The 23,521-nt window shown below is 30.8% G+C and carries 17 protein-coding genes; 6 read left to right on the forward strand and 11 right to left on the reverse strand.

From position 1 onward, the window contains the following. The first annotated feature begins 75 nt into the window (after positions 1–75). Both rpoC and L1S33_RS11830 read left to right on the forward strand, forming a co-directional pair. A complete protein-coding gene (rpoC, locus tag L1S33_RS11825) occupies positions 76–4,350 on the forward strand; it encodes a DNA-directed RNA polymerase subunit beta' (RefSeq protein WP_240551862.1) in 4,275 nt (1,424 codons plus the stop codon). Between the two features lie 143 nt (positions 4,351–4,493). Continuing rightward, entirely contained in the window at positions 4,494–4,805 is a 312-nt protein-coding gene (locus L1S33_RS11830) for a DUF3467 domain-containing protein (RefSeq protein WP_072555282.1), read from the forward strand. A gap of 96 nt (positions 4,806–4,901) precedes the next feature. Here the strand turns inward: L1S33_RS11830 and L1S33_RS11835 are convergent, their stop codons facing one another. The 9 genes from L1S33_RS11835 to L1S33_RS11875 form a co-directional block, all read right to left on the reverse strand. Further along, positions 4,902–5,606 (reverse strand): DUF4369 domain-containing protein, encoded by a 705-nt coding sequence (locus L1S33_RS11835; protein ID WP_240562476.1) that lies wholly within the window; start codon positions 5,604–5,606, stop codon positions 4,902–4,904. 39 nt (positions 5,607–5,645) lie between these two features. Next, positions 5,646–6,953 carry a DUF819 family protein gene (locus L1S33_RS11840; RefSeq protein ID WP_240562477.1) on the reverse strand — a complete coding sequence of 436 codons (1,308 nt, stop codon included), beginning with the start codon at positions 6,951–6,953 and terminating at the stop codon, positions 5,646–5,648. 32 nt (positions 6,954–6,985) lie between these two features. Then, positions 6,986–7,651 carry a DUF2490 domain-containing protein gene (locus L1S33_RS11845; RefSeq protein ID WP_240551870.1) on the reverse strand — a complete coding sequence of 222 codons (666 nt, stop codon included), beginning with the start codon at positions 7,649–7,651 and terminating at the stop codon, positions 6,986–6,988. A gap of 83 nt (positions 7,652–7,734) precedes the next feature. Beyond that, positions 7,735–10,923 carry a VPS10 domain-containing protein gene (locus L1S33_RS11850; protein WP_240562478.1) on the reverse strand — a complete coding sequence of 1,063 codons (3,189 nt, stop codon included), beginning with the start codon at positions 10,921–10,923 and terminating at the stop codon, positions 7,735–7,737. 296 nt (positions 10,924–11,219) lie between these two features. Beyond that, positions 11,220–11,381 carry an Arc family DNA binding domain-containing protein gene (locus L1S33_RS11855; protein ID WP_240551872.1) on the reverse strand — a complete coding sequence of 54 codons (162 nt, stop codon included), beginning with the start codon at positions 11,379–11,381 and terminating at the stop codon, positions 11,220–11,222. A 1-nt stretch (position 11,382) separates the two neighbouring features. Then, positions 11,383–12,291 carry an alpha/beta hydrolase gene (locus L1S33_RS11860; RefSeq protein WP_240562479.1) on the reverse strand — a complete coding sequence of 303 codons (909 nt, stop codon included), beginning with the start codon at positions 12,289–12,291 and terminating at the stop codon, positions 11,383–11,385. Then, on the reverse strand, positions 12,291–12,794 hold the full coding sequence (locus L1S33_RS11865) for a hypothetical protein (protein WP_240562480.1): 504 nt from the start codon (positions 12,792–12,794) through the stop codon (positions 12,291–12,293). The genes L1S33_RS11860 and L1S33_RS11865 overlap by 1 nt, the downstream gene beginning before the upstream one ends. Position 12,795: 1 nt before the next feature. Continuing rightward, complete coding sequence (locus tag L1S33_RS11870) at positions 12,796–12,954, reverse strand: DUF4177 domain-containing protein (protein WP_240551875.1); 159 nt, start codon at positions 12,952–12,954, stop codon at positions 12,796–12,798. A gap of 17 nt (positions 12,955–12,971) precedes the next feature. Then, entirely contained in the window at positions 12,972–13,832 is an 861-nt protein-coding gene (locus tag L1S33_RS11875; protein ID WP_240562481.1) for an SPFH domain-containing protein, read from the reverse strand. A 124-nt stretch (positions 13,833–13,956) separates the two neighbouring features. Between L1S33_RS11875 and L1S33_RS11880 the strand changes: the two genes are divergently transcribed. The 3 genes from L1S33_RS11880 to L1S33_RS11890 all read left to right on the forward strand — a co-directional run bounded on the left by L1S33_RS11880 (position 13,957) and on the right by L1S33_RS11890 (position 15,969). Further along, positions 13,957–14,739 carry a S1/P1 nuclease gene (locus L1S33_RS11880; RefSeq protein WP_240562482.1) on the forward strand — a complete coding sequence of 261 codons (783 nt, stop codon included), beginning with the start codon at positions 13,957–13,959 and terminating at the stop codon, positions 14,737–14,739. Positions 14,740–14,816: 77 nt separating this feature from the next. Beyond that, positions 14,817–15,347 (forward strand): TlpA disulfide reductase family protein, encoded by a 531-nt coding sequence (locus tag L1S33_RS11885; protein ID WP_240562483.1) that lies wholly within the window; start codon positions 14,817–14,819, stop codon positions 15,345–15,347. Between the two features lie 4 nt (positions 15,348–15,351). Beyond that, positions 15,352–15,969: a thioredoxin family protein gene (locus L1S33_RS11890; protein WP_240562484.1), complete on the forward strand. Its 618-nt coding sequence runs from the start codon at positions 15,352–15,354 to the stop codon at positions 15,967–15,969. A 67-nt stretch (positions 15,970–16,036) separates the two neighbouring features. On the opposite strand, the gene L1S33_RS11895 is transcribed toward L1S33_RS11890, so the two are convergent. Further along, positions 16,037–17,845 (reverse strand): LTA synthase family protein, encoded by a 1,809-nt coding sequence (locus L1S33_RS11895; protein WP_240562485.1) that lies wholly within the window; start codon positions 17,843–17,845, stop codon positions 16,037–16,039. A 62-nt stretch (positions 17,846–17,907) separates the two neighbouring features. Further along, complete coding sequence (tsaD, locus tag L1S33_RS11900) at positions 17,908–18,936, reverse strand: tRNA (adenosine(37)-N6)-threonylcarbamoyltransferase complex transferase subunit TsaD (RefSeq protein WP_240562486.1); 1,029 nt, start codon at positions 18,934–18,936, stop codon at positions 17,908–17,910. Between the two features lie 201 nt (positions 18,937–19,137). On the opposite strand from tsaD, the gene L1S33_RS11905 reads away from it, so the two are divergent. Next, positions 19,138–23,511: a translocation/assembly module TamB domain-containing protein gene (locus tag L1S33_RS11905; RefSeq protein ID WP_240562487.1), complete on the forward strand. Its 4,374-nt coding sequence runs from the start codon at positions 19,138–19,140 to the stop codon at positions 23,509–23,511. Positions 23,512–23,521: the final 10 nt, after the last annotated feature.

Here is a 23,521-nt window from a genome sequence, read left to right on the forward strand (position 1 = left end):
ATGTATCCAACGACAAATCATTTTTTCAATATTTGTCTCGTTAGAGACTTTCAATTTAAAATTTGACCATCCATTATGGCAAGAAGAAACGAAAAGTACACTGTAAAAAAGTTTAATAAAATTTCAATTGGTTTATCATCTCCAGAAGCAATCTTAGAGATTTCTAAAGGAGAAGTTTTAAAACCAGAAACTATCAACTATCGTACACATAAACCAGAAAGAGACGGTTTATTCTGTGAGCGTATTTTTGGTCCTGTTAAGGATTATGAATGTGCTTGTGGTAAATACAAAAGAATCCGTTATAAAGGAATTGTTTGTGATCGTTGTGGTGTAGAAGTAACAGAAAAGAAAGTACGTAGAGATAGAGTAGGACACATTAATTTAGTGGTTCCTGTTGCTCATATCTGGTATTTCCGTTCGTTACCAAACAAAATGGGTTACCTTTTAGGATTACCGTCTAAGAAATTAGATATGATAATCTACTACGAGCGTTATGTGGTTATACAACCAGGTATTGCTAAAAACGTAGAAGGAGAACCATTACAAAAAATGGATTTCTTAACTGAAGAAGAATATTTAGATATTGCTGACGAGTTACCACAAGAAAACCAATATTTAGACGATTCTGACCCAAATAAGTTTATCGCTAAAATGGGAGCTGAATGTTTAATTGACTTATTAGCACGTATTGATTTAGAATCATTATCGTACGAATTACGTCATAAAGCAAACACAGAAACTTCTAAACAACGTAAAACTGAAGCATTAAAACGTTTAAATGTTGTTGAAGCATTTAAAGATTCTCAGAAAAATAGAGACAATCGTCCAGAATGGATGATCATGAAAGTAGTTCCGGTAACACCACCAGAATTACGTCCATTAGTTCCATTAGATGGAGGTCGTTTTGCAACTTCAGATTTAAATGATTTATATCGTAGAGTAATTATACGTAACAATCGTTTAAAAAGATTAATGGAGATTAAAGCTCCAGAAGTTATTTTACGTAACGAAAAGCGTATGTTACAAGAATCTGTAGATTCATTATTTGATAACACACGTAAATCATCAGCAGTAAAAACAGAATCTAACAGACCATTAAAATCTTTATCAGATTCATTAAAAGGTAAGCAAGGACGTTTCCGTCAAAACTTACTTGGTAAGCGTGTAGATTATTCAGCACGTTCTGTAATTGTTGTTGGACCAGAATTAAAGCTTTCAGAATGTGGTATCCCAAAAGATATGGCAGCAGAACTTTACAAGCCTTTTGTAATTAGAAAACTAATTGAAAGAGGAATTGTAAAAACTGTAAAATCTGCAAAGAAAATTATAGACAGAAAAGAACCAGTTGTTTGGGATATTTTAGAAAATGTAATTAAAGGACACCCAGTTTTATTAAACCGTGCGCCTACATTACACAGACTTGGTATTCAAGCATTCCAACCAAAATTAATTGAAGGTAAAGCAATACAGTTACACCCATTAGCGTGTTCTGCATTTAATGCCGATTTTGATGGAGATCAAATGGCGGTTCACTTACCTTTAGGACCAGAAGCTATTTTAGAAGCACAACTATTAATGTTGGGTTCTCATAATATCTTAAACCCTGCAAACGGTGCTCCAATTACGGTACCTTCTCAGGATATGGTACTTGGTTTATATTATATGACTAAGCACAGAAAGTCTACAAAAGAAGTTCCTATTAAAGGAGAAGGATTAACATTCTACTCTCCAGAGGAAGTAAACATTGCTTTTAACGAAGAAATGGTAGACCTAAATGCAGGTATAAAAGTTAGAACAAAAGATATCGATGAAAACGGAGAATCAGTAACTAAAATTATTGAAACTACTGTTGGACGTGTATTATTTAACGAAAAAGTACCAGAAAAAGCAGGATATATTAATGAGGTATTAACTAAGAAAAACTTACGTGGTATTATTGATGGTATTTTAAGAGCTACCGATATTCCTACAACAGGAGATTTCTTAGACCAAATTAAGAATATGGGATATAAATTTGCCTTCCAAGGAGGTTTATCATTCTCATTAGGGGATATTATTATTCCTGATGAAAAGCAATCTATGATTGATGAAGCTCGTACAGAGGTAGATGCAATTGTAGGAAACTATAACATGGGTATGTTAACGCAAAAAGAGCGTTATAATCAGGTAATTGATGTTTGGGGTTCTACCAACAACAGATTAACTGAGTTATCAATGAAAAATTTACGTGAAGACCAACAAGGTTTCAACTCAGTATATATGATGCTTGATTCTGGAGCTCGTGGATCTAAAGAACAGATTCGTCAGTTAACAGGTATGCGTGGATTAATGGCAAAACCTAAAAAATCTACTGCAGGTGGTGGAGAAATTATTGAGAATCCAATTCTTTCTAACTTTAAGGAAGGATTATCAATTCTTGAATACTTTATCTCAACTCACGGTGCGCGTAAAGGATTAGCCGATACCGCATTAAAAACAGCCGATGCAGGTTATTTAACACGTCGTTTAGTAGATGTTTCTCAAGACGTTATTGTTAATATTGAAGATTGTGGAACATTACGTGGTTTAGAAGTTACTCCATTAAAGAAAAATGATGAAATCGTTGAATCTTTAAGTGATAGAATTACAGGTAGAGTTGCATTACACGATGTTTTTGCACCAGGTACAGATGACATAGTTGTAGCAGCAAGTGAGTTAATCACAAATGCTTTAGCTAAGAAAATTCAAGGTTTAGGTATTGATAGAGTAGAAGTACGTTCTGCCTTAACATGTGAAGCTACTCGCGGAATATGTGGTAAATGTTATGGACAATCTTTATCTACTGGAAACCCAGTTCAAATTGGTGAAGCAGTTGGTGTAATTGCAGCACAGTCTATTGGAGAACCTGGTACACAGTTAACATTAAGAACGTTCCACGTTGGTGGTGTTGCTGGTAACATTTCTGAAGAAAACAAGTTGATCGCTAAATATGATGGTTCTGTATCTATTGAAGATTTAAGAACTGTTATGGGTAAAGATAATGATGGAAACGAAGTAGAAATTGTTATTTCTAGAACAGCGGAAATCAAGATTAAAGACAAGAAAACAGGAATTACATTAAGTACTAATATTATTCCTTATGGTTCTTACATTTTTGATAAAGATAGAAAATCAATCAAAAAAGGAGATGCAGTTTGTCAATGGGATCCATTTAATGGTGTAATTGTTTCTGAATTTGGAGGTAATGTTAAGTTTGATAATTTAGAACAAGGTATGAACTACTCTGTTGAAATTGATGAACAAACTGGTTTCCAAGAAAAAATTATTACAGACTCTAAGAACAAAAAGATTATTGCTTCTTTAATCATTGAAGATAAAGATGGTAATGCATTACGTTCTTACAGTTTACCAGTAGGTGCACACTTAATGGTAAGTGATGGAGATAAAGTTCCTGCAGGTCATACACTTGTTAAAATACCAAGAAAATCTGGTAAAGCAGGAGATATTACTGGAGGTTTACCTCGTGTAACAGAATTATTTGAAGCACGTAATCCTTCTAATCCAGCTGTAGTTGCAGAAATAGATGGTGTAGTATCATTTGGTAAAATTAAGCGTGGTAATCGTGAGATTATTGTTGAGTCTAAAACTGAAGACGTTAGAAAGTATTTAGTAAAACTATCTAACCAAATCTTAGTTCAAGAAAACGATTTTATTAAAGCAGGTATGCCACTTTCTGACGGTGCAACAACTCCTTCTGATATTTTAAAGATCAAAGGACCAGGAGCAGTTCAAGAATATTTAGTAAACGAAATTCAAGAAGTATATCGTTTACAAGGTGTAAAAATTAATGACAAGCACTTTGAGGTAGTAGTACGTCAAATGATGCGTAAAGTTAAGATTATAGATTCTGGAGATACATTATTCTTAGAAAACCAATTGGTTCATAAGATTGATTTTATCAAGGATAACGATGCAATCTACGGAATGAAAGTTGTTGAAGATGCAGGAGATTCTGAAAACTTAAAAGAAGGTCAATTAGTTTCTGCACGTAAATTACGTGATGAAAATTCAATTTTACGTAGAAATGATAAGAGTTTAGTAGTAGCAAGAGATGCACAACCAGCAACAGCAGAACAGGTGTTGCAAGGTATTACAAGAGCATCGTTACAAACTAAATCGTTTATCTCTGCGGCATCTTTCCAAGAGACAACTAAAGTATTAAATGAAGCCGCTGTAAACGGTAAAATAGATACATTAGAAGGTCTTAAAGAAAATGTAATTGTTGGTAAGAGAATTCCAGCAGGTACAGGTATGCGTTCTTACGATAAATTAATTGTAGGTCCTAAAGACGAGATTGAACAAAGTTTATAATTAAACGTTATACGTTTAACTATTTAAAAGTTGAATTGTTTTGGGTAACTTGTTACACAATTCAATTCAACTTTTTTATTTTAAAGCAGATAAACAGGTGTGTAAACATACAATTACACGAATAAACAAATAAACATTTTATTATGGCTGAAGACAAAAAACAAGACAATCAATTAAATATAGAATTACCACAAGAAATTGCAGAAGGAACTTATAGTAACTTAGCAATTATAAATCATTCTGTATCTGAGTTTATTGTAGATTTTATTAATATAATGCCAGGAGTTCCTAAGGCTAAAGTCAAATCTAGAATAATACTAACACCACAACATGCAAAACGTTTAGCCAAAGCTTTAGCTGAAAATGTACGTAAGTTTGAACAACAAAATGGTGAAATTAAAGATTATGAACAACCTCCAATTCCAATGAATTTTGGACCTACTGGACAAGCTTAAAAAAAATAGATATTAAATATAAAAAATCCGCAACATTGTTTGTTGCGGATTTTTATGCTTAAATATATGTTATTCTAAACTTATTTTAGAATTTTCTTATTTAGTTTCATTAGCCTTTACTTCATTAATAAACTTTTGTAAACGTTTACCGTAATCAGAAGCCTTAACTTTAGGAGTAAGCGAGTTATTTATGGTGTCTAATAATCTAACATTAGCATCAAAAAGTTCTGTTAACGCTAAATAAGGAGCAGCTTCACTGTCAGAATTGTTCTTAGCAAACTGCGCAGTAAATAAGAAACGTTTACGCATCATTCTTTTATAATCGTCTTCTAGTTGCTTTATTTTATCCTCATCATTAACCTTTCTAGCTTCAAAATCTTGTTTTATAAAATCTAAACGCTGATTTTTGAAACGAGCATCTATTTTCTTAAATTCCTTGATAATATCTTGATTTTTAGAACCGGTTACTTCTGGGTTAAAACCAAATTGTTCAATCTTATCATTAATAGTTATAGTTCCTTCTTCTCCAAAAAACATAATTCGTTTTTCAGTTGTATTTCCATCAAAGGTTAAATAATACATTACTGGATCTTTAACATTATCAGATAATAAAAAAGTGTCGTCTCCTAATAATTTTACAGAATCTATAGAAACTAATACTGTATCATTCATTTTTTGAAGATATAACGTTCCTTTTTTTAATCCTTTAATTTGACCTTGAACAAGCATGTTTCCTTGTTTCTTGTTAGAACAAGAAAAAATTAAAACTGCTAAAGTTACTAATGCTACTATTTTTTTCATTTGATATTTAATTTTCGATTGCAAATATGCGGATTTAGATTATACTTTTGAAGCTATTTCCATTAAAATAGTACACAAAATTGCACCAACTGTACCAATTGCATAACCAAATACAGCAAGTAAAACTCCAACAGTTGCTAAAGATGGGTGAAATGCTTGTGCAACAATAGGAGCAGAAGCTGCACCACCAACGTTTGCTTGGCTACCAACTGCTAAGAAGAAATATGGTGCTTTAATTAATTTTGCTACTAAAATTAGTAAACCTGCATGTATAGACATCCAAACTACACCAATTGCAATTAAACCAACATTGTCAAAAATCATGGTTAAATCCATTTTCATTCCAATAGAAGCAACTAATATGTAAATAAAAATACTACCCAATTTACTTGCGCCAGCGCCTTCATAATTCTTCGCTTTTGTAAATGATAAAATAATTGCTATAATAGTTGAAATACTTATCAACCAAAAGAAACCAGAACCTAAAAAGGTAAAGATGTTTCTCCATGTTTCCGATTGAATTTTTGCTACTAAACCGCTAAAGAAATCACTTAAAAATGCAGAAGAAAAATGCCCGAAACCAACAGTTCCGAATGCTATTGCTAGCATTATCATAAAATCGGTTAAAGTTGGATTTCTTTTAACACCTAGTGTAAATTTAGAAACCTTTTCTTTTAATTCTTCAATAGCAGAAGTATCTGCTTTTAACCATTTATTTATCTTGTCTTTTTTACCAATTCCTATCAATAAGATAGCCATCCAAACATTGGCTACAACAATATCTACAAATACCATTCCTCCGTATTTTTGAGGATTGTATTGGTAAATTTCCAACATTGCAGTTTGGTTTGCTCCACCGCCAATCCAACTTCCTGCCAACGTAGAAAGCCCACGCCAAACAGCATCAAAATCGGCTCCGCCAACTGTTTCTGGAGAGAATATAGAAATTAATAATATTGCCAAAGGTCCTCCAATTATAATTCCTACAGTTCCTGTAAAAAACATAATTAAAGCTTTATTCCCTAGGTTAAAAATTGCTTTTAAATCGATGCTTAAGGTCATTAAAACTAAAGCAGCAGGTAATAAAAATCTACTTGCAACATAATATAATTGCGATTTTCCTTTTACAACTTCACCAGCAGCACTTGTTGTTTCCCATTCGGGGGAAATTATGCCTAAAGTTGTGAAGATTGCAGGAATAAAATACGCCATGAATAAGCCAGGAACTATTTTGTAAAATTTAGGCCAAAATCCGTCAGTTTTACTTTCTGTATAAAATACGAACCCAAGAGAAATCATTAAAATTCCGAATACGATTGCATCATTTGTAAAAATAGGTGCTTCCATGTATAATTGTTAGTTTTTGCTAAAGTATAAAATTAATTCTTAGTCTTTTTTCTATGATCTGTACTAATAGCAATACCTAGTTGAATTCTGTTAAAATCGCCACCATTATTAACGCTTATTCTTTGATAACCAGCTTGTAATTTAACAATTTTAGAAAGCTTGTATTTTAAACCTGCTCCTAACCAATTTTGATTGAAAGCTTCGCCATCGAAATCTAAAAATGTTTCGTTGTATAAATACGTAGACCATTTGTTGTCTAAAGGGTAGTTTAGTGCAATTTGATAACGTAAAAAATGACCAGTTTCAGAATTAAAAAAACGTTGTTCAGCTCTTAAACGATGAGCAAAACCTAAAGAATTTATGTTATGTTTTAGGTTGAAATCTTCATAAATTCTGTGTTCATTTATGTTTCCTCCATCAAATCCAAAAGTACCGTCTGTGTTTAAATATGAATATCCTAAAGTGGCGCTCATGTTATTGTTTATTTTATAATTAGCGCCTAAACGACCAATAAATTGCTGCATATCATCTCCAATTTCAAAAAAGCGAAAATGTGCCATCGTTTTTAAACTAAATTTATTTGAAACTTGGTGAGAACCATTATACATGTACCAAACACCCAATTCTTTTTCTGGGTTGTTTTGCGCAAAATTGTTTAAAGAAAATAAAATAATAAGGATAAAAAGTGCTTTTTTCATTGCTATAGGCTATTTGTTATATTTAAAATCTCCCACCATAGATAGGTAGGAGATTGTTAATTTTAATTACGATTCAAAAATAATTAATTTTTAGAAAAAGTAGTTATTTTTTTAAAAGGAGAAATATCAATCTTTTCAACTAGTGATTTATATTTAGCCCATTCATCTGTATAGAAAGCATTTGTTTTTTCAATTCCTTCTTGGAAAGATTCTTTAAATTGATTTAACAATACAGTTTCTGTATTAGTTTGTTCTCCAAAACGAGAACGAATATATCTACTTGCTTGCCCAAAACGTTGATTTACGGTAATTTCAGGATTTCTTGTAATTCCTTGTCGTTTATCAATTGTGCCTAAATACATTGCTATTAAACTATCAATTTTTTTAATAATATCTTTTGAAGATTTTATTTCATCTTTATACTTTTCTTTATCCTCTTTTGTAAACTCTGATTTTAAAGAAGTTGCAGTATTTTTACTTTCTACCAATTGCTTTACAACGTTTGCAATTTTTTGTTGATAGGTTTCCAATTCTTTACTGGCATCATATTTTTGATTAATAGCCGCTTCAGAAATTTGCAATCTTGGATCAAATTCAACTTTAATGTTTTGCTCAGAAACAACATCACCAAATGTCATTTTTAGTTTGTAAGTTCCAGGTTTAACTGAAACTCCACCTGGTTCTCTAGTTTGTTTTCTAATTCTTCTTGAAGCTCTTGCAACTCCCTTTTCTCTTAAATACCAAGTTGTTTTATGAAGACCATTTTCTTTTGGAGTTTTAAACTTTAAAGTTCTGATTTTACGAGCTCCATCAAAAATTTCTAATTTTATAGAATCGAATTTGATAACATTTTTTGAATTCTCTTCTTTGTCTTTCGTCTTTTCTCTTTTCTCTAAACTCTTTTTAGGTTTATTAATGTAGTAAGAAATTTGAGCACCTCGTTTTCTGTTTTCACCTTGATACATTGCATCTGCACCAAATCTGCTTCCTGTAGGTTGTTGATTAGCCGCTTGATAAGCAGTTGGAGGAGCAAATAATGTTAGCTTTTGATTCGTAACATTGTTTTTTGCAATTTCACGTAAAGGTCTTATATCATCTAAAACCCATGCAGCTCTACCAAAAGTTCCAATTACTAAATCTTGTTCACGAGGATGAATAACTAAATCTTTTACGGGAACTGTAGGAAATCCGTTGGTCCATTTTGTCCATTTTTGTCCTGCGTTTATGGAAATATACAATCCATCGTCAGTTCCTAAGAACAATAAATTAGCGTTTTCTGGATCTTCGATAATACATTGCGTAAAACCTTCAACATCATTTTTATCAACAATTCGCTCCCAAGTTTGTCCATAGTTTTTAGTTCTATACGCATAAGGTTCGTAGTTAAAACGTCTATAATCATTGGCAACTAAAAGCGCTTCTCCTTTATTTTTATTGGAAGCTTTTATTTGCGTAATCCAAGAATTTTCTGGTAAGCCTCTTAAATTCTTAGCAACATTTGTCCAACTAGCACCACCATTTTTGGTTATATGAACTTGCCCGTCATCTGTAGCTGCCCACAACACATCTTTTTCTAAAGGAGTTGGTTCAATTACTAAAATTGTACAGTGATTTTCTGCGCCAGTTGCATCCATAGTTAAACCACCACTTTCGGCTTGTTTTAACTTTTCAGGATTGTTGGTAGATAAATCGGGAGAAATAACGTTCCAAGTTAATCCTTTATCTGTTGATTTATGGACAAATTGACTTCCGAAGTATAAGGTTGAATTATCAAAAGGATCAATATTTATGGCTGAATTCCAGTTGAAACGTAATTTTACATTTGGATCTTTATGCGTTGGTTTTACGCCGTAATTATTTCCTGTAATATGATCATATCTTGAAACAGAACCTTGTTGACTCATTGTCCAACCATAACGAGAATCATCTTTATCTGGAACAACATCAAAACCGTCTCCAAAACTAATTTCTTGCCAATAAGAATTTCTAATTCCTTGTGCTTTCCAAACATACGCTGGACCACGCCAAGAACCGTTGTCTTGCATTCCACCATAAACATTATATGGAAACTCATTATCAACATTTATATGATAAAATTGTGCAACAGGAATATTACCAATAAAACGCCAAGTTTTACCACCATCTTTGGTAATGTTTAAACCTCCGTCGTTTCCATCAATCATAAATTTTCCATTTGTTGGATGAATCCACCAAGCATGATGATCGGGATGAATTCCATTGTCTACACCATAAGCAGGCATTAATTGTTTGAATGATTTTCCGCCATCTTGAGACACATTTACGTATGTAAAAACGGTATATAATCTATTCTCATTTGTTGGATCTACATAAATTTCTGAATAATAAAATGGACGATTTCCAATACCAGGTTTATCGTTTATTTTTTTCCATTTAAATCCGCCATCTTCACTTTTGTATAATGCATTCTTTTTTGCTTCCACTAAAGCATAAATTACATCAGGATTATTGGGCGCAATTGCAACACCAATTCTTCCTAATTCTCCTTTTGGAAATCCTTCTTTGTCCGTTACTTTTTTCCAGTTTTCTCCTCCGTCATGTGTAATGTATAAACCACTTCCTTTTCCTCCAGAATTAAAAAACCAAGGATCGCGTTTGTGTTCCCACATGGCAACTATTAATTTATTAGGATTTGAAGGATCCATAATTAAATCGGCAGCACCTGTTTTTATATTGTTGAATAAAATTTGTTTCCAAGATTTTCCGCCATCATTAGTTTTGTAAACACCTCTTTCTTGGTGTTCTCCCCAAGGAGAACCAATTGCGCCAACATAAACGATATCTGGATTTGTTGGATGAATGATTACACGATGAATATGACGTGTTTTTTCCAAGCCCATAGATTTCCAGGTTTTACCAGCGTCCAAAGATTTGTAAATACCAAAACCACCATTTAAACTATTTCTTGGGTTTCCTTCTCCAGTTCCTGCCCAAATTACACTTGGGTTAGATTGTTGAATTGCAACTGCACCGATTGAAGCAGTTAATTCTTTTTCGAAAATTGGTTCCCATTTTATTCCGCCAGAAGTAGATTTCCAAATTCCACCAGAAGCGGTACCAACGTACATTATTTCTGGGTTAGATTCTACAACATCAATAGATGTAACACGACCCGACATTCCGCCAGGACCAATGTTTCTTGGTTTCATGTTTTTTACTAAATCCATTGAAAACTCTTGTGAAAAGAGTAGCGTAGTAGTGCATAAAAAAAGTAGCGTAAATAGTTTTTTCATTGTTTGTATTTTGTTGAATTAAGTTTGATGGCAACAAGATACAAAATAGAAAACGCTCCATATAAATTGAACGTTTTTTTAACAGAAAATCAGATTTATTTTTATGAATACTTCAAATGTTTGACGCTCGCTTCAAGTTCTATATCGGAGAATATTGAATAAGAGTTTAGTTTATTGAAGTAGGATTTTTGCTTGTAAATACGCCTGCGTTAGCGATTGAAGTGGCATCCTTTTTTGTTTTTTTACAAAAAAGATATAACGGAAAGCGCGACCTGAAAGGTAACGCCAAAAAAATATTATTCTTTCTTTTTAGGTTCTCTTTTTGCGTCTTTAAGTGCTTGCATTAACATCCATTCTATTTGTCCGTTTGTGGAACGAAACTCGTCTGCAGCCCATTTTTCAATAGCTTTTATCATGTCTTCATTTACTCGCAACGCGAAAGCTTTCTTCTTTGCCATTTTATTTTTTTACAAAGGTTACAACGGTTTTTATTAGTGTTGTTGATAATGGAAAATCTGCCGAATAATACGATTTTAAATTGTCTTGGTCTTTTTGAATGTCTTTTAAAACGTGATTCATGTTTTTAATTAGTACTAATTTAGAACTTGGATTTGCATTGTGCAAATTTTCGGCATCTTTTACAGGAACTTGCAAATCTTTTGTTCCGTTTAAAATTAATATTGGTAGTGTTATTTTTTTAATTTCGTCTGTTGGGTTTATACTAATCCAAGATCTTAAGAAAGGTAAATTTTGCTTGGAAAACATACCAGCTAACATTGGATTTACTTCTTTAATTGTACCAGTTTCCATCAATTCTTTTAAATGACTTTTTACAGATTGCCCCAAAACAGGATTTTGAGCAGATAATTGTCTTACTAATGTTTTATCGATAGTTTCTCCTGCACCAGCTAACGAAATGTATTTGTCTGTTTTTTCTGAGGCTAACATGGCAATTAATGAACCTTGACTGTGCCCAACTAAAATAATTTCTGAGAATCTGTTATCTTTTTTAAAGTGATTAATAACGGTTTTTGCGTCTAAAACAAAGTCGTTAAATAAGACGCCTTGTTTTAGGAAAACAATATTATTTTTATTGGCAGTTCTTTTATCGTAACTAAAAAAGGCAATTTTATTTGCATTTATACTATCTCTAAATTGTTTTATGTATTGTGGTGTATTTCCGTTTCTGTCAACACCGCCTGAACCGTGAATCCAAATTAATAATGGTGTTTTTTCTTCGGAAAAACTTAAAGTTCCTGGTAATTCTACACCTTCGTTTTTTATGAGAATTTCTTCACTTTTTACCTGTGCAAATGAAGTTGTAAATCCAATTAAAATTACTATTAAATATGTTATTAGTCGTATCATTATGCGATAATTTTATTTTGATATTTTTTTAAAACTAAATTTACTTGGTTTTCTTTTTGTGTACCAATTAATAATTTTTTACCATTTTTTAATTCCAGTTGAATACCAACATCTCCAGAAACATTTATTGCAGTGCCTTTAGATTTATTCCAAAAAGCGCCACCTTTTAATCCCCAACCGCCATATTCTGAAATAGGATCGTAGGTTCTAACATGAGCTTTTTCAATTTCTGACCAAGTTATTTTTCTCATTGAAAAATGAAACGGAAAAAATTGATAGTGAATTCCTTTTTCGTCAATTCTGGTTGTTAGTTTAAAGAAGAAAATAAAAGATACTGAAAGTAATATTCCGGCTATTGTAAACACAAACTCATTGGTTGTCATAGTTGAATTATCTTCCAAATATGTATTTATAATAATTGCCATTGGTACAATAATACTTACCGCTAATAATACAATTAGCCAAGTTTGAATAAAACGTTGTTCTTCTTTAAAAACGTTCATTTTATCTGTTTTTGTTTCTCTCCAAAACAATAGCATTCCAGTTTTGCGGCATTTCTTTTAAAACCCAACCTTCTCTTGCATATTGATTTAATAAGTCTTCAAATTTTTCAATCCTATTTCTCAAACCTAATTTTAAGGTAACTACTTTATATTCTTTCATAATTGAATTGATTTTTTTTAATGATTTAAAGTTCCTGTATTTAAAACAGGTGAAGCCTCTTTATCTCCACATAAAATAATTAGTAAGTTACTAACCATAGCAGCTTTTCGTTCTTCATCTAACTCAACAATTTGTTTTTTGTTTAGTTGTTCTAAAGCCATTTCTACCATATCTACAGCGCCTTGAACAATTTTATGACGTGCAGCAATAATTGCTGTAGCTTGTTGTCTTTTTAACATTGCAGAAGCTATTTCTTGTGCATACGCTAAATAACCTATTCTAGCTTCTAAAACCTCGATACCAGCAATAGAAAGACGTTCTTCTAACTCCTTTTCTAAAGCTTCTGAAACCTCGTTTACACTTGATCTAAGTGTAATATCTTCATCATGACCTTCATCTGCAAAATTATCATACGGATACATGCTTGCTAACTTTCTTACGGCCGCATCTGTTTGTACACGTACAAAGTTTTCGTAATTATCTACATCAAAAGCTGCTTTGTAAGTATCAGTAACACGCCAAACTAAAATTGTAGAAATCATAACCGGATTTCCTAATTTATCGTTTACTTTTAAACGCTCACTATCAAAATTACTTGCTCTTAAAGAAACAGTTTTCTTTTTATACAATGGATTTGCCCAATACAATCCGTTTTGTTTAATAGTTCCAACATATTTACCAAAAAGTAAAACAACTTTAGAGGTGTTTGGATTAACAAGAATAAATCCAAAAAGGCCAATAAAAGCTAGTAATGTTATAATTAAAAATATTGGTTGCTTTTGATTGAAAGTTATAAAAATACTTCCAAAAAATAATGCTAATGTTACTGCTAACATTAAATAACCGTTTGCGGGTTTAATAATTTTCTCTGATTCCATATGTGTAAAATTTAAAGTGATATTAAAATGATATCGTAAAGATATGATATAAATTTTGAGTTTTCCAAATTTTTGATGAAATTATTTTATATTTTAGCCGAATATTATTAATCCTTTGTTTATTATGAAATTCAAATTACTTTTATTAATACCTTTCTTTTTCTTTGGGAAATCAACAACAGAAGAAACTTTTTTCTGGGGACAAAACGGCCACAGAGCTACAGGTAAAATTGCTGAAAATCACCTTAAAAAAAGAGCTAAAAAGAAAATAGACAAGCTACTAAATGGACAAAGTTTGGCATTTGTTTCAACTTATGCAGATGAAATTAAGTCAGATAGAGCGTTTAGCAAGTATTATTCTTGGCACTATATTAATATGGATTTGCATGAAACGTACGCGACTACAGCAAAAAATCCGAAGGGAGATTTAGTTACAGGAATTAATGAATGTATTAAAATCTTAAAAGATAAAAATAGTACAGATGAAGATAAATCGTTCCATTTAAAAATGTTAGTTCATTTTGTGGGAGATTTACACCAACCATTACATATTGGACAAAGAGAAGATAAAGGAGGTAATACGGTACAGGTTCAATGGTTTGGTACAGGAACAAATTTACATGCAGTTTGGGATACAAAAATGATTGAAGAATGGAATATGAGTTATTTAGAATTAGCAGATAATGCTAAAGATTTATCTAAAAAACAAATTAAAGCCATTGAAGCTGGAACTCTAGTAGATTGGGTAGAAGAAGTTCATCAAATTACTAAGGAAGTGTATAATTCTGCTAAAGTAGGTGAGAACTTACGCTACAGATATTCTTACGATCATTTTGGTACTGTTAGAGATCAGTTGCAAAAAGGAGGAATACGTTTAGCAAAGATTTTAAATGAAATTTTCTGTTAAACTAATAAGAGTTAAACATTTACTAATGTTTAGTTAATTCTTTTTTACCAACTTCTTTTATTAGTAATTTTACTTTTATGAAGAATATTGTATACTTTTTAATTGCATCTTTTTTGTTTTTTGGTTGTAAAACAGAACAAAAACCTTCAAATAAAAGTGAAGTTAAGAAAGCTGTAATTGCATCTAATGTAAAAATTAAAAGCTATAATTATGATGGCTTAAAACCACTTTTACATATAAATGACGATAAAGTCTACGTCGTAAATTTTTGGGCAACTTGGTGTGCACCTTGTGTAAAAGAATTGCCTGCTTTTGAAAAAATAAAATCAGATTTTGCAACTAAAAACGTTGAGGTTTTATTAGTAAGTTTAGACTTTCCTAAGCAAGTAGATAAACGCCTAATTCCTTTTATTGAAAAAAATGAAATACAATCTAAAGTTGTATTATTAGATGATACTAATGAGCAACGTTGGATTTCTGAAATAGATAAAGATTGGTCTGGTTCTTTGCCTGCAACCTTAATTTATTCTAAAAATAAACGTAAGTTTTACGAGCAATCTTTCGACTATAAAACTTTAGAAAACGAAGTAAACACCTTTTTAAACTAATAATATGAAAACACTAAAAATTTTATCAGCAATACTTGTAATAGCAATTATTACTGCTTTTACCATAAATAATACTACATCGAAAGGATATAAAGTTGGTGATTATGCCGATGATTTTTCACTTAAAAATATTGATAATAAAATGGTTTCTATGGCAGATTATAAAGATGCCAAAGGTTTTATTGTAATATTTACTTGTAACCAATGTCCATATTCTAAAATGTACGAAAACAGAATTATTGCTTTAGATAATAAGTTTAAAAGTAAAGGATATCCGGTAATTGCTATAAATCCAAATGATCCTGCGGCATCTTTAGGAGATGATTTTGCAAGCATGCAACAAAGAGCAGAGATAAAAGGTTTTACATTTCCTTATTTATTTGATGAAGGACAAAAAGTTTATCCAAAATATGGAGCAACAAAAACACCACATGTGTATTTGTTGAATAAAGATTCAGAAGGCTTAAAAGTAGCTTACATTGGTACAATTGACAATAATGCTCGTAATGAAGAAAAGGTTTCTGTAAGTTATGTAGAAGATGCTGTAAATGCACTTTTAACTGGCGGAGAAATAAAAAACACCAATACAAAGGCAATAGGTTGCTCTATTAAAACGTTATAGGAAACATATTACCCCGATTCGGACAAACCCATAAATGAAGCTTTAGAGCAAATTTTATGGGTTTGTTTTATTTGTCCATAAAATCTTGATATGCTTTTTGAGAAATAGCTTTCCCTAAAGAATCTAATTTTTTAGCAGAAGATCCATTGTTAATTATGTCTTTTTTACTTGTAAAGTCATAAACAAAAACACCATTTTTATCAATTGTTCCAAAACCGTTATTAAAGATATAATGCGCGTACTGCTCATCAGCATTATTAAAAATATTTTTTCCCCAAATAAAATCTTTAGCTTCTTCGGGTTTATTCATTGTTTTTAATAATGAATAAGCAAAATCGGTTTGTGCCGAAATTGTAGAAATTACTGTGTCTTTTTTCTGTAAAGCGCCACCTAACCACAACATCGGAATTTTAAATTTCTTTGGAGAGTTAAAATAGCCTTCGTGTTTTGGCATCCAATGTCCATGATCAGACATAATAACTACCAAAGTGTTGTTCCACCAAGGTTGTTTTTTTGCAAAATCAACAAATTTTCCAATTGCTTCATCGGTGTAAGCATGCGAACTTCTAAACATGTTTTCCTTGGTGTCTTTACCAAATTTAAATTCCCCAGGAAATTCAAAAGGTTCGTGACTTGTAAGTGTTAATGCAATTTTAAAGAATGGCTTTTCTTGTACTTTTGATAAGTCTTTGGCTAAAGTGTCTAAAAAAACATGGTCGTAAGCGCCCCATTTAGAACTCCAATCTTTTTTGTCGAAATGACTTCCATCAACAAAATTAGTAACACCACTATTTCTAAAATAAGTATTCATGTTACCAAAGTTTAAATCGCCACCATAATAAAAACTAGTTTCGTAACCTAATTTCATCATCTTTGAAGTAAGCATTGGTAGTTTTCTAGCTTTACTTGGAATTTTTATAATACTTCTATTTGTTTGTGGATAATAACCACTTAGAATTGCAATAATCCCTTTATCTGTTCTATCTCCGTTACCGTAAAAGTTTGAAAATAAAATTCCTTCTTTAGAAAGTTTGTTTAAGTTTGAAGTAACATCGGGTTCACCGCCAATACTTTCAACAAATTTTCCTGTTAAGCTTTCCCAAATAATTAAAATGATGTTTGGCGAGTCTGTTTTTAATATTTTATCATTAAAAGAAGGTTCTAAAAGTGCATTTCTTCTTTTATTAATAATACTTGTTGCAAGTTCTTTGTCTAGTGTTTTATATGGGTTTTTACCTTTTGTTTTTTTTGAAAGTGAATATGAAAAATTCCAAACAGAGTTTACCGCTGCATGATTAGCAAACATGTTGTCCGAAAAGTAAACATTACTCTGATTTATTGGGATATCTTGTGTTCCACCACGAATAGGTAGTATTAATGCTGCAGTAATTAATAATAAAATAATTGCTTGTATAATTGTTCCTTTATCGAAATTTAAAACTTTTTTGTTGATTAGTTTATTGAATAAATAACAGAAAAAAAGCGATAAAACTAGCCAAAACAAACCTCCAAATACTATTTGACTTGTTGAGGTAGAAGCCCACATTAATTCTGGTGTTTCAATATAATTTAATAACGTAGCATCTATTCTTACTCCCCAAGATTGATAAAGTCCAATGTCAATTATCATCAATAATGAAACAATAAAAATTAATGGAAAAGTTATCGTTTTTATTAAAGTAGAAGCTAGCTTATTTGGGATAAAAGTTGAAAATATTATTAGTAGAAATGGCACTAAACTTACGTAAGCAGTAAAAGAAGCATCTAAACGTAATCCGTAAAAAGAAGCTTTTAAAGCATCAATAATTCCTGCTTCTGATGTTTTTTCAAAATAAAATAATAAGAAACAAGTTCTTGCTATGATAAAGTAAAACATCCATAGTAAAAAATACGATATGTTAAAGGAAAATCTTTTTTTCAAATTGTATAAAAATTAAATTATTCAGTAACTTTTAAACGTGCTTGTGCTGTAATAGAAATGTCAGAATAATTATTGTTTAAATATTTTAAATAACCAGTAATAGCAATCATTGCAGCATTATCGGTTGTGTACTCAAATTTTGGAATATAGGTTGTCCAACCCCAATGTTTTTGAGCTAACTCTAAACGTTTTCTAATTTCTGAATTTGCAGAAACTCCACCAGCAATTGCAATGTGTTTAATGTTGGTTTGTTTAACAGCATTTTTAATTTTATCCATCAATATTTCAACAATTGTATGTTGAATAGAAGCACAGATATCTTTAAGATTTTCGCTAATAAAATCTGGGTTTTCTTTTACTTTTTTCTGAATAAAATAAAGAATACCAGTTTTTAATCCGCTGAAACTAAAATCTAAATCGCCCACTTTTGGTTTGGTAAAAGGAAACGCTTTTGGGTTTCCTAATTGCGCATATTTATCAATTAATGGACCTCCAGGATAAGGCAATCCTAAAATTTTTGCAGATTTATCAAAAGCTTCTCCAACAGCATCATCAATAGTTTCACCTAAAATTTCCATTTCAAAATGATTGGTGATTTTAACAATCTGTGTATGTCCGCCACTTATTGTTAAACAAACAAAAGGAAACGGAGGAATTTTACAGTTTTCTTCTTCAATAAAATGCGCTAAAATATGTGCTTGCATGTGGTTTACATCCAATAAAGGTATGTTTAAACCCAGTGCTAAAGACTTTGCAAAAGAAGTTCCAACCAATAAAGAACCCATTAATCCAGGTCCGCGCGTAAATGCTATTGCTGTTAAATCTTTTTTATCAATTTGTGCTTGTTCAATTGCTTGTTGTACAACAGGAACAATGTTTTGCTGGTGAGCGCGTGAAGCTAATTCCGGTACAACACCGCCATATTTAGCGTGTATTTCTTGGTTAGCAACTACATTGCTTAAAACCTTTCCATTGCAAATTACTGAAGCACTTGTATCATCACAAGAACTTTCTATACCAAGTATGTAAATATTTTTTGTATCCAAGTTTTTTTAGATTGTTGAGCAAAAATATTCATAATACGTTAGATATTCGTTAAAATTGACTTTTCTTTGTAAAGATTGGCAAAATTTTTGCTGTTTCCTTATTACTTTTGTAGAAAATCTTTAAAAAATTGTATCATTAAAAAAGCTGGTAAAAAAATCATTAAATGGTTAGGGTATTTTTTACTCTTTTGGCTATTGGTAATGCTTGTTTTGTCTATTCCTGCGGTACAAACAAGATTAGCCAAATTTGCTACGGATAAAATTAATGAAGATTTTGGTACAAACATCGTTGTAAAAAAGCTCGATTTATCTTTCCTAGGTAGTGTTCAGTTAAAAAATGTTGAAATTAGAGATCATCATAAAGACACCTTAATCTTTGTAGACAAATTAAGTACTTCTATACTAAACGCAAAACGTATTTTAGATAACAAAGTAAATTTAGCAGATGTTTCTTTAAGTGGCGTTCACCTTTATATGAAAACGTATAAAGATGAAATTGATGATAGTATGACTGTTTTTTTAGATAGTTTTGACGATAATCAACCAAAAGACAGTACTTCTACACCATTTATTTTAAGAACAAATAATATATATGTAGACAATCTTACCTATAAATTAATTGATGAAAATAAGAATGTACCTGTACAGTTTTCGGCCACAAATGCTGGAGGTAATTTGCAAGATTTTTTCTTAGAAGGGCCTAATATTTCAACTAAAATTAGAGGTTTGTATTTAGTTGAAAACAGAGGTGTAAAAGTTACAAATTTAACTACTGATTTTACGTATACAACAAAGCAAATGAAGTTTGTAAATACAACTTTACAAACCGATAATGATTCTCATCTAAAAGCTGAAATTGAATTTAATTACGACAGAAAAGATTTTAGATATTTTACAGACAAAGTAAAAATTAAAGCAGATTTTGATAAAAGTAAACTGTCGGCAAAAGATTTACATAAGTTTTATGGAGAAATAAGAGGAAATGAAACACTCTTTTTTACAGGTAAAATAAATGGAACTATAAATAATTTTAGTGCAAATAATGTTAATTTATACTCTAATAGTGGTTTAAAAATTGTTGGAGATATGGCATTTGTAAATGCATTAAATTCTCAGCGAGGTTTTATTTTTGATGGAGATTTAGATAATGTTACTGCCAATTATCAGAAATTAAAAAATTTATTACCAAATGTATTGGGTAAAACGTTGCCTTCAGATTTTGAAAAATTAGGAACTTTTACTTTATCTGGTTTGGTAAGAGTTACGCCAGATCAAATGGATGCCACTCTTGCAGTAGAATCGGAAATTGGTAACATTAATTCAGACCTACAGCTTAGTAATATTGACAATATAGATAATGCTGCTTACAGTGGAGAAGTAGAGTTTAGAAATTTTGATGTTGGTATTTTTGCAAACGATTCAATTTTAGGAAAAATATCTTTAAAAGCAGATGTGCAAGGAGAAGGTTTTACAATTGAAAACATTAACACAACTATAATTGGTACAGTTTCTGAATTAGAATTCAATAATTACACTTACAAAAGTTTAGATGTAAATGGTCAGTTTCAAAACAAAAAATTTGATGGTATTTTAAATACAAATGATCAAAATTTAAAAATGAAATTTGAAGGTTTGGCAGACCTTTCTAAAGAAGTTTATGAGTTCGATTTTAAAGCTGCTATTGATAATCTAGATTTACAAAAAACGAACCTTTTTACAAGAGATAGTATTTCCGTTATAAAAGGAGAAATTGCTATTGATGTAGATGGAAATACGTTAGATGATATTATTGGAAAAGCTACTTTTAAAGACATGGTTTATACCAATCAGAAAAAGGATTACGCCTTTAAAGAATTTAATTTAACATCATCTATAAAAGATAGTATAAAGTCAATAAAAATAGACTCTAAAGATATTGTTGATGGTGAGTTAACAGGAAAATTTACTTTTGACCAATTATTGCCAATGGCGCAAAATGCTTTAGGTAGCGTTTACACAAATTATAATCCTTATCCTGTAAAACCTAATCAATTTATAGATTTCGATTTTAAGATTTACAATCAGATTGTAGATATATTTTTACCGCAAGTTTCTGTGGCAAAAAACACGCATATAAAAGGTAAAATTAAGTCGGACCAAAACTCGTTAAGGTTAACCTTTTCTTCACCCAAAATAGATGCTTATGATGTTGTGGTAGATAAATTGTTGCTAAGAATGGATAATAAAAATCCTTTATACAATACTCATTTAACAGCAGATAATATTAATACAAAATACTATAATGTTAATAAATTGAATTTATTAAATAGAACAGTAAATGATACGTTGTATTTCAAATCTATTTTTAACGGTGGGAAAGAAAATTCAGAGAAATTTAATCTCGATTTTTTCTATACAATTAATCAAAATAGAAAATCTGTAGTTGGTATTCAAAAATCTACATTTAATTATAAAGAATTCGATTGGGTTATAAATCCGCAAGACAATAAAAGCAACAAAGTAACTTTCGATATAAAGAATAATGAATTTACTTTCAGCCCTTTTTCTTTAATTTCTGATGAACAAAAAATCAATTTTGAAGGTGCTTTAAAAGGAGATAACTATAAAGATTTACAAGCCAATTTTACAAAAGTTAAACTAGCAAGTTTTTTACCTCCAATAGATAGTTTAGCTTTAAAAGGAGAATTGAGTGGAGTTTTAGATTTTACACAAAATAACGGTGTTTATAGTCCAAAAGGAAACTTAGCAATCAATAATTTTAGTATTAATGATTTTGAACAAGGAGATTTAGCTTTACAAGTTGAAGGAGAAAATTCTTTAGAAAAATATGCAGTTAATTTATCCTTAGAAAACGAAAACTCTAAAAGTATAGCCGCCACAGGAAAAATTGATTTTTCTAGTAAAAGACCAGAATTAGATTTAAATGTTTTCTTAAAAGAATATCAAATTGCAGCATTTAGTCCTTTAGGAGAAGAAGTTTTGTCTAAATTAAGAGGAAGTGTTTCTGGAGATTTTACCGCAAAAGGATTTTTAGGAAACCCAGATTTTAATGGAGTATTAAATTTTAAAGATGCTGGTTTAACATTTCCATATTTAAATGTAGATTTTGATTTAAAAGGAAATACAAGTGTGCGTTTAAAAGACCAGTCATTTATTTTGTCTAATATACTTTTAGAAGATACAAAACACAAAACACAGGGTACATTAAACGGAAGTATAACGCATCAAAATTTTAAACAATGGTTTTTAAACTTAGATATAGATACAGATAACTTATTAATTTTAGACACACAAGATAAAGAAGAAGTTCAATATTACGGAACAGGTTTTTTAGATGGCGATGCTAAAATTAGAGGTTTAACAAGCAATTTAACTATTGATGTTAATGGAAAGACAAATCCAGGAACCGTTTTTGTAATTCCGTTGAGTGATATTAAAACAATTGATAATTATAAATTGATTCACTTTAAATCTGAAGGAACAAATATTACCGAAGAGTTAAATGTAGATGATATAAAAGGTTTAAACCTAAATATTAATTTAGATGTAACAAAAGATGCTGTTGCACAAGTGGTTATTGATAAAGCATCTGGAAGTGATTTAAAAGGAAGCGGAACAGGTAATTTAGATATTAGAATTAACACTCGTGGTAAGTTTAACATGTTTGGAGATTTTGAAATAGATAATGGAGTCTATAATTTTAAATATGGTGGAATTATAAACAAACCATTTGTGGTTCAAAAAGGCGGTACAATTTCTTGGAATGGAAACCCTTATGAAGCAGAATTAGATTTAACAGCCGTGTTTAGAACAAAAGCAAATCCAGCAAACTTATTAGATAATGTATATTCTAATCGTAAAATTGATATTGATTTATACACAAAAATTACTGGAGGTTTGTTTAGTTCTCAACAAGAATTTGATATCAAAATACCAAGCGCAAACTCTACAATAGCTTCAGAATTAGAGTTTAAATTAAATGAAAACGATGTGGATACAAAGTTAAAACACTTTACTTTTCTATTGGCTTTTGGTACATTTTATAATGAAGAAAATATTGGAAATAGTGCTGCAAATGGTTTAACAGGTACAGCTTCTGAAGTAATTGGAAGTCTTTTGTCTAGTGTGTTAAACAGTAAAGATGGTAAATTTCAAGTAGGTTTAGGTTATACACAAGGAGATAGAAGTAATTTAAATGATATTAATATTGATGATCAGGTAGATGTGTCAGTTTCAACAAGATTAAGTGATAGAGTTATTGTAAACGGAAAAGTGGGTATTCCAGTTGGTGCAAATACGCAAACAAGTGTTGCAGGAGACGTTAATGTAGAAATTTTATTAAATGAAGAAGGCAACTTTAGAGGTAAAGCTTTTAATAGACAAAATGAAATTCAATATTCTGCACTAGAAGAAGAAGGTTATACGCAAGGTATTGGTTTGTCTTACCAAGTTAACTTTAATACGTTGTCTGAGTTGCTTCAAAAAATAGGATTAAAGAAGAAAGATACCATTAAAAAAGTGGTTAAAAAAGATTCTCTTTTAACGCCTCGTAAAAAGTTGATAAACTTTAAGTAAAAAAGAGAAA

Source organism: Tenacibaculum aquimarinum, assembly GCF_022478115.1.
GTDB classification, from domain to species: domain Bacteria; phylum Bacteroidota; class Bacteroidia; order Flavobacteriales; family Flavobacteriaceae; genus Polaribacter; species Polaribacter aquimarinum_A.

Excerpts from the sequence above, each read along its gene's own strand:
- rpoC (WP_240551862.1), top strand. The coding sequence starts at position 76 with ATGGCAAGAAGAAACGAAAAGTACACTGTAAAAAAGTTTAATAAAATT.
- L1S33_RS11830 (WP_072555282.1), top strand. The coding sequence starts at position 4,494 with ATGGCTGAAGACAAAAAACAAGACAATCAATTAAATATAGAATTACCA.
- L1S33_RS11835 (WP_240562476.1), bottom strand. The coding sequence starts at position 5,606 with ATGAAAAAAATAGTAGCATTAGTAACTTTAGCAGTTTTAATTTTTTCT.
- L1S33_RS11840 (WP_240562477.1), bottom strand. The coding sequence starts at position 6,953 with ATGGAAGCACCTATTTTTACAAATGATGCAATCGTATTCGGAATTTTA.
- L1S33_RS11845 (WP_240551870.1), bottom strand. The coding sequence starts at position 7,651 with ATGAAAAAAGCACTTTTTATCCTTATTATTTTATTTTCTTTAAACAAT.
- L1S33_RS11850 (WP_240562478.1), bottom strand. The coding sequence starts at position 10,923 with ATGAAAAAACTATTTACGCTACTTTTTTTATGCACTACTACGCTACTC.
- L1S33_RS11855 (WP_240551872.1), bottom strand. The coding sequence starts at position 11,381 with ATGGCAAAGAAGAAAGCTTTCGCGTTGCGAGTAAATGAAGACATGATA.
- L1S33_RS11860 (WP_240562479.1), bottom strand. The coding sequence starts at position 12,291 with ATGATACGACTAATAACATATTTAATAGTAATTTTAATTGGATTTACA.
- L1S33_RS11865 (WP_240562480.1), bottom strand. The coding sequence starts at position 12,794 with ATGAACGTTTTTAAAGAAGAACAACGTTTTATTCAAACTTGGCTAATT.
- L1S33_RS11870 (WP_240551875.1), bottom strand. The coding sequence starts at position 12,954 with ATGAAAGAATATAAAGTAGTTACCTTAAAATTAGGTTTGAGAAATAGG.
- L1S33_RS11875 (WP_240562481.1), bottom strand. The coding sequence starts at position 13,832 with ATGGAATCAGAGAAAATTATTAAACCCGCAAACGGTTATTTAATGTTA.
- L1S33_RS11880 (WP_240562482.1), top strand. The coding sequence starts at position 13,957 with ATGAAATTCAAATTACTTTTATTAATACCTTTCTTTTTCTTTGGGAAA.
- L1S33_RS11885 (WP_240562483.1), top strand. The coding sequence starts at position 14,817 with ATGAAGAATATTGTATACTTTTTAATTGCATCTTTTTTGTTTTTTGGT.
- L1S33_RS11890 (WP_240562484.1), top strand. The coding sequence starts at position 15,352 with ATGAAAACACTAAAAATTTTATCAGCAATACTTGTAATAGCAATTATT.
- L1S33_RS11895 (WP_240562485.1), bottom strand. The coding sequence starts at position 17,845 with ATGTTTTACTTTATCATAGCAAGAACTTGTTTCTTATTATTTTATTTT.
- L1S33_RS11905 (WP_240562487.1), top strand. The coding sequence starts at position 19,138 with ATGCTTGTTTTGTCTATTCCTGCGGTACAAACAAGATTAGCCAAATTT.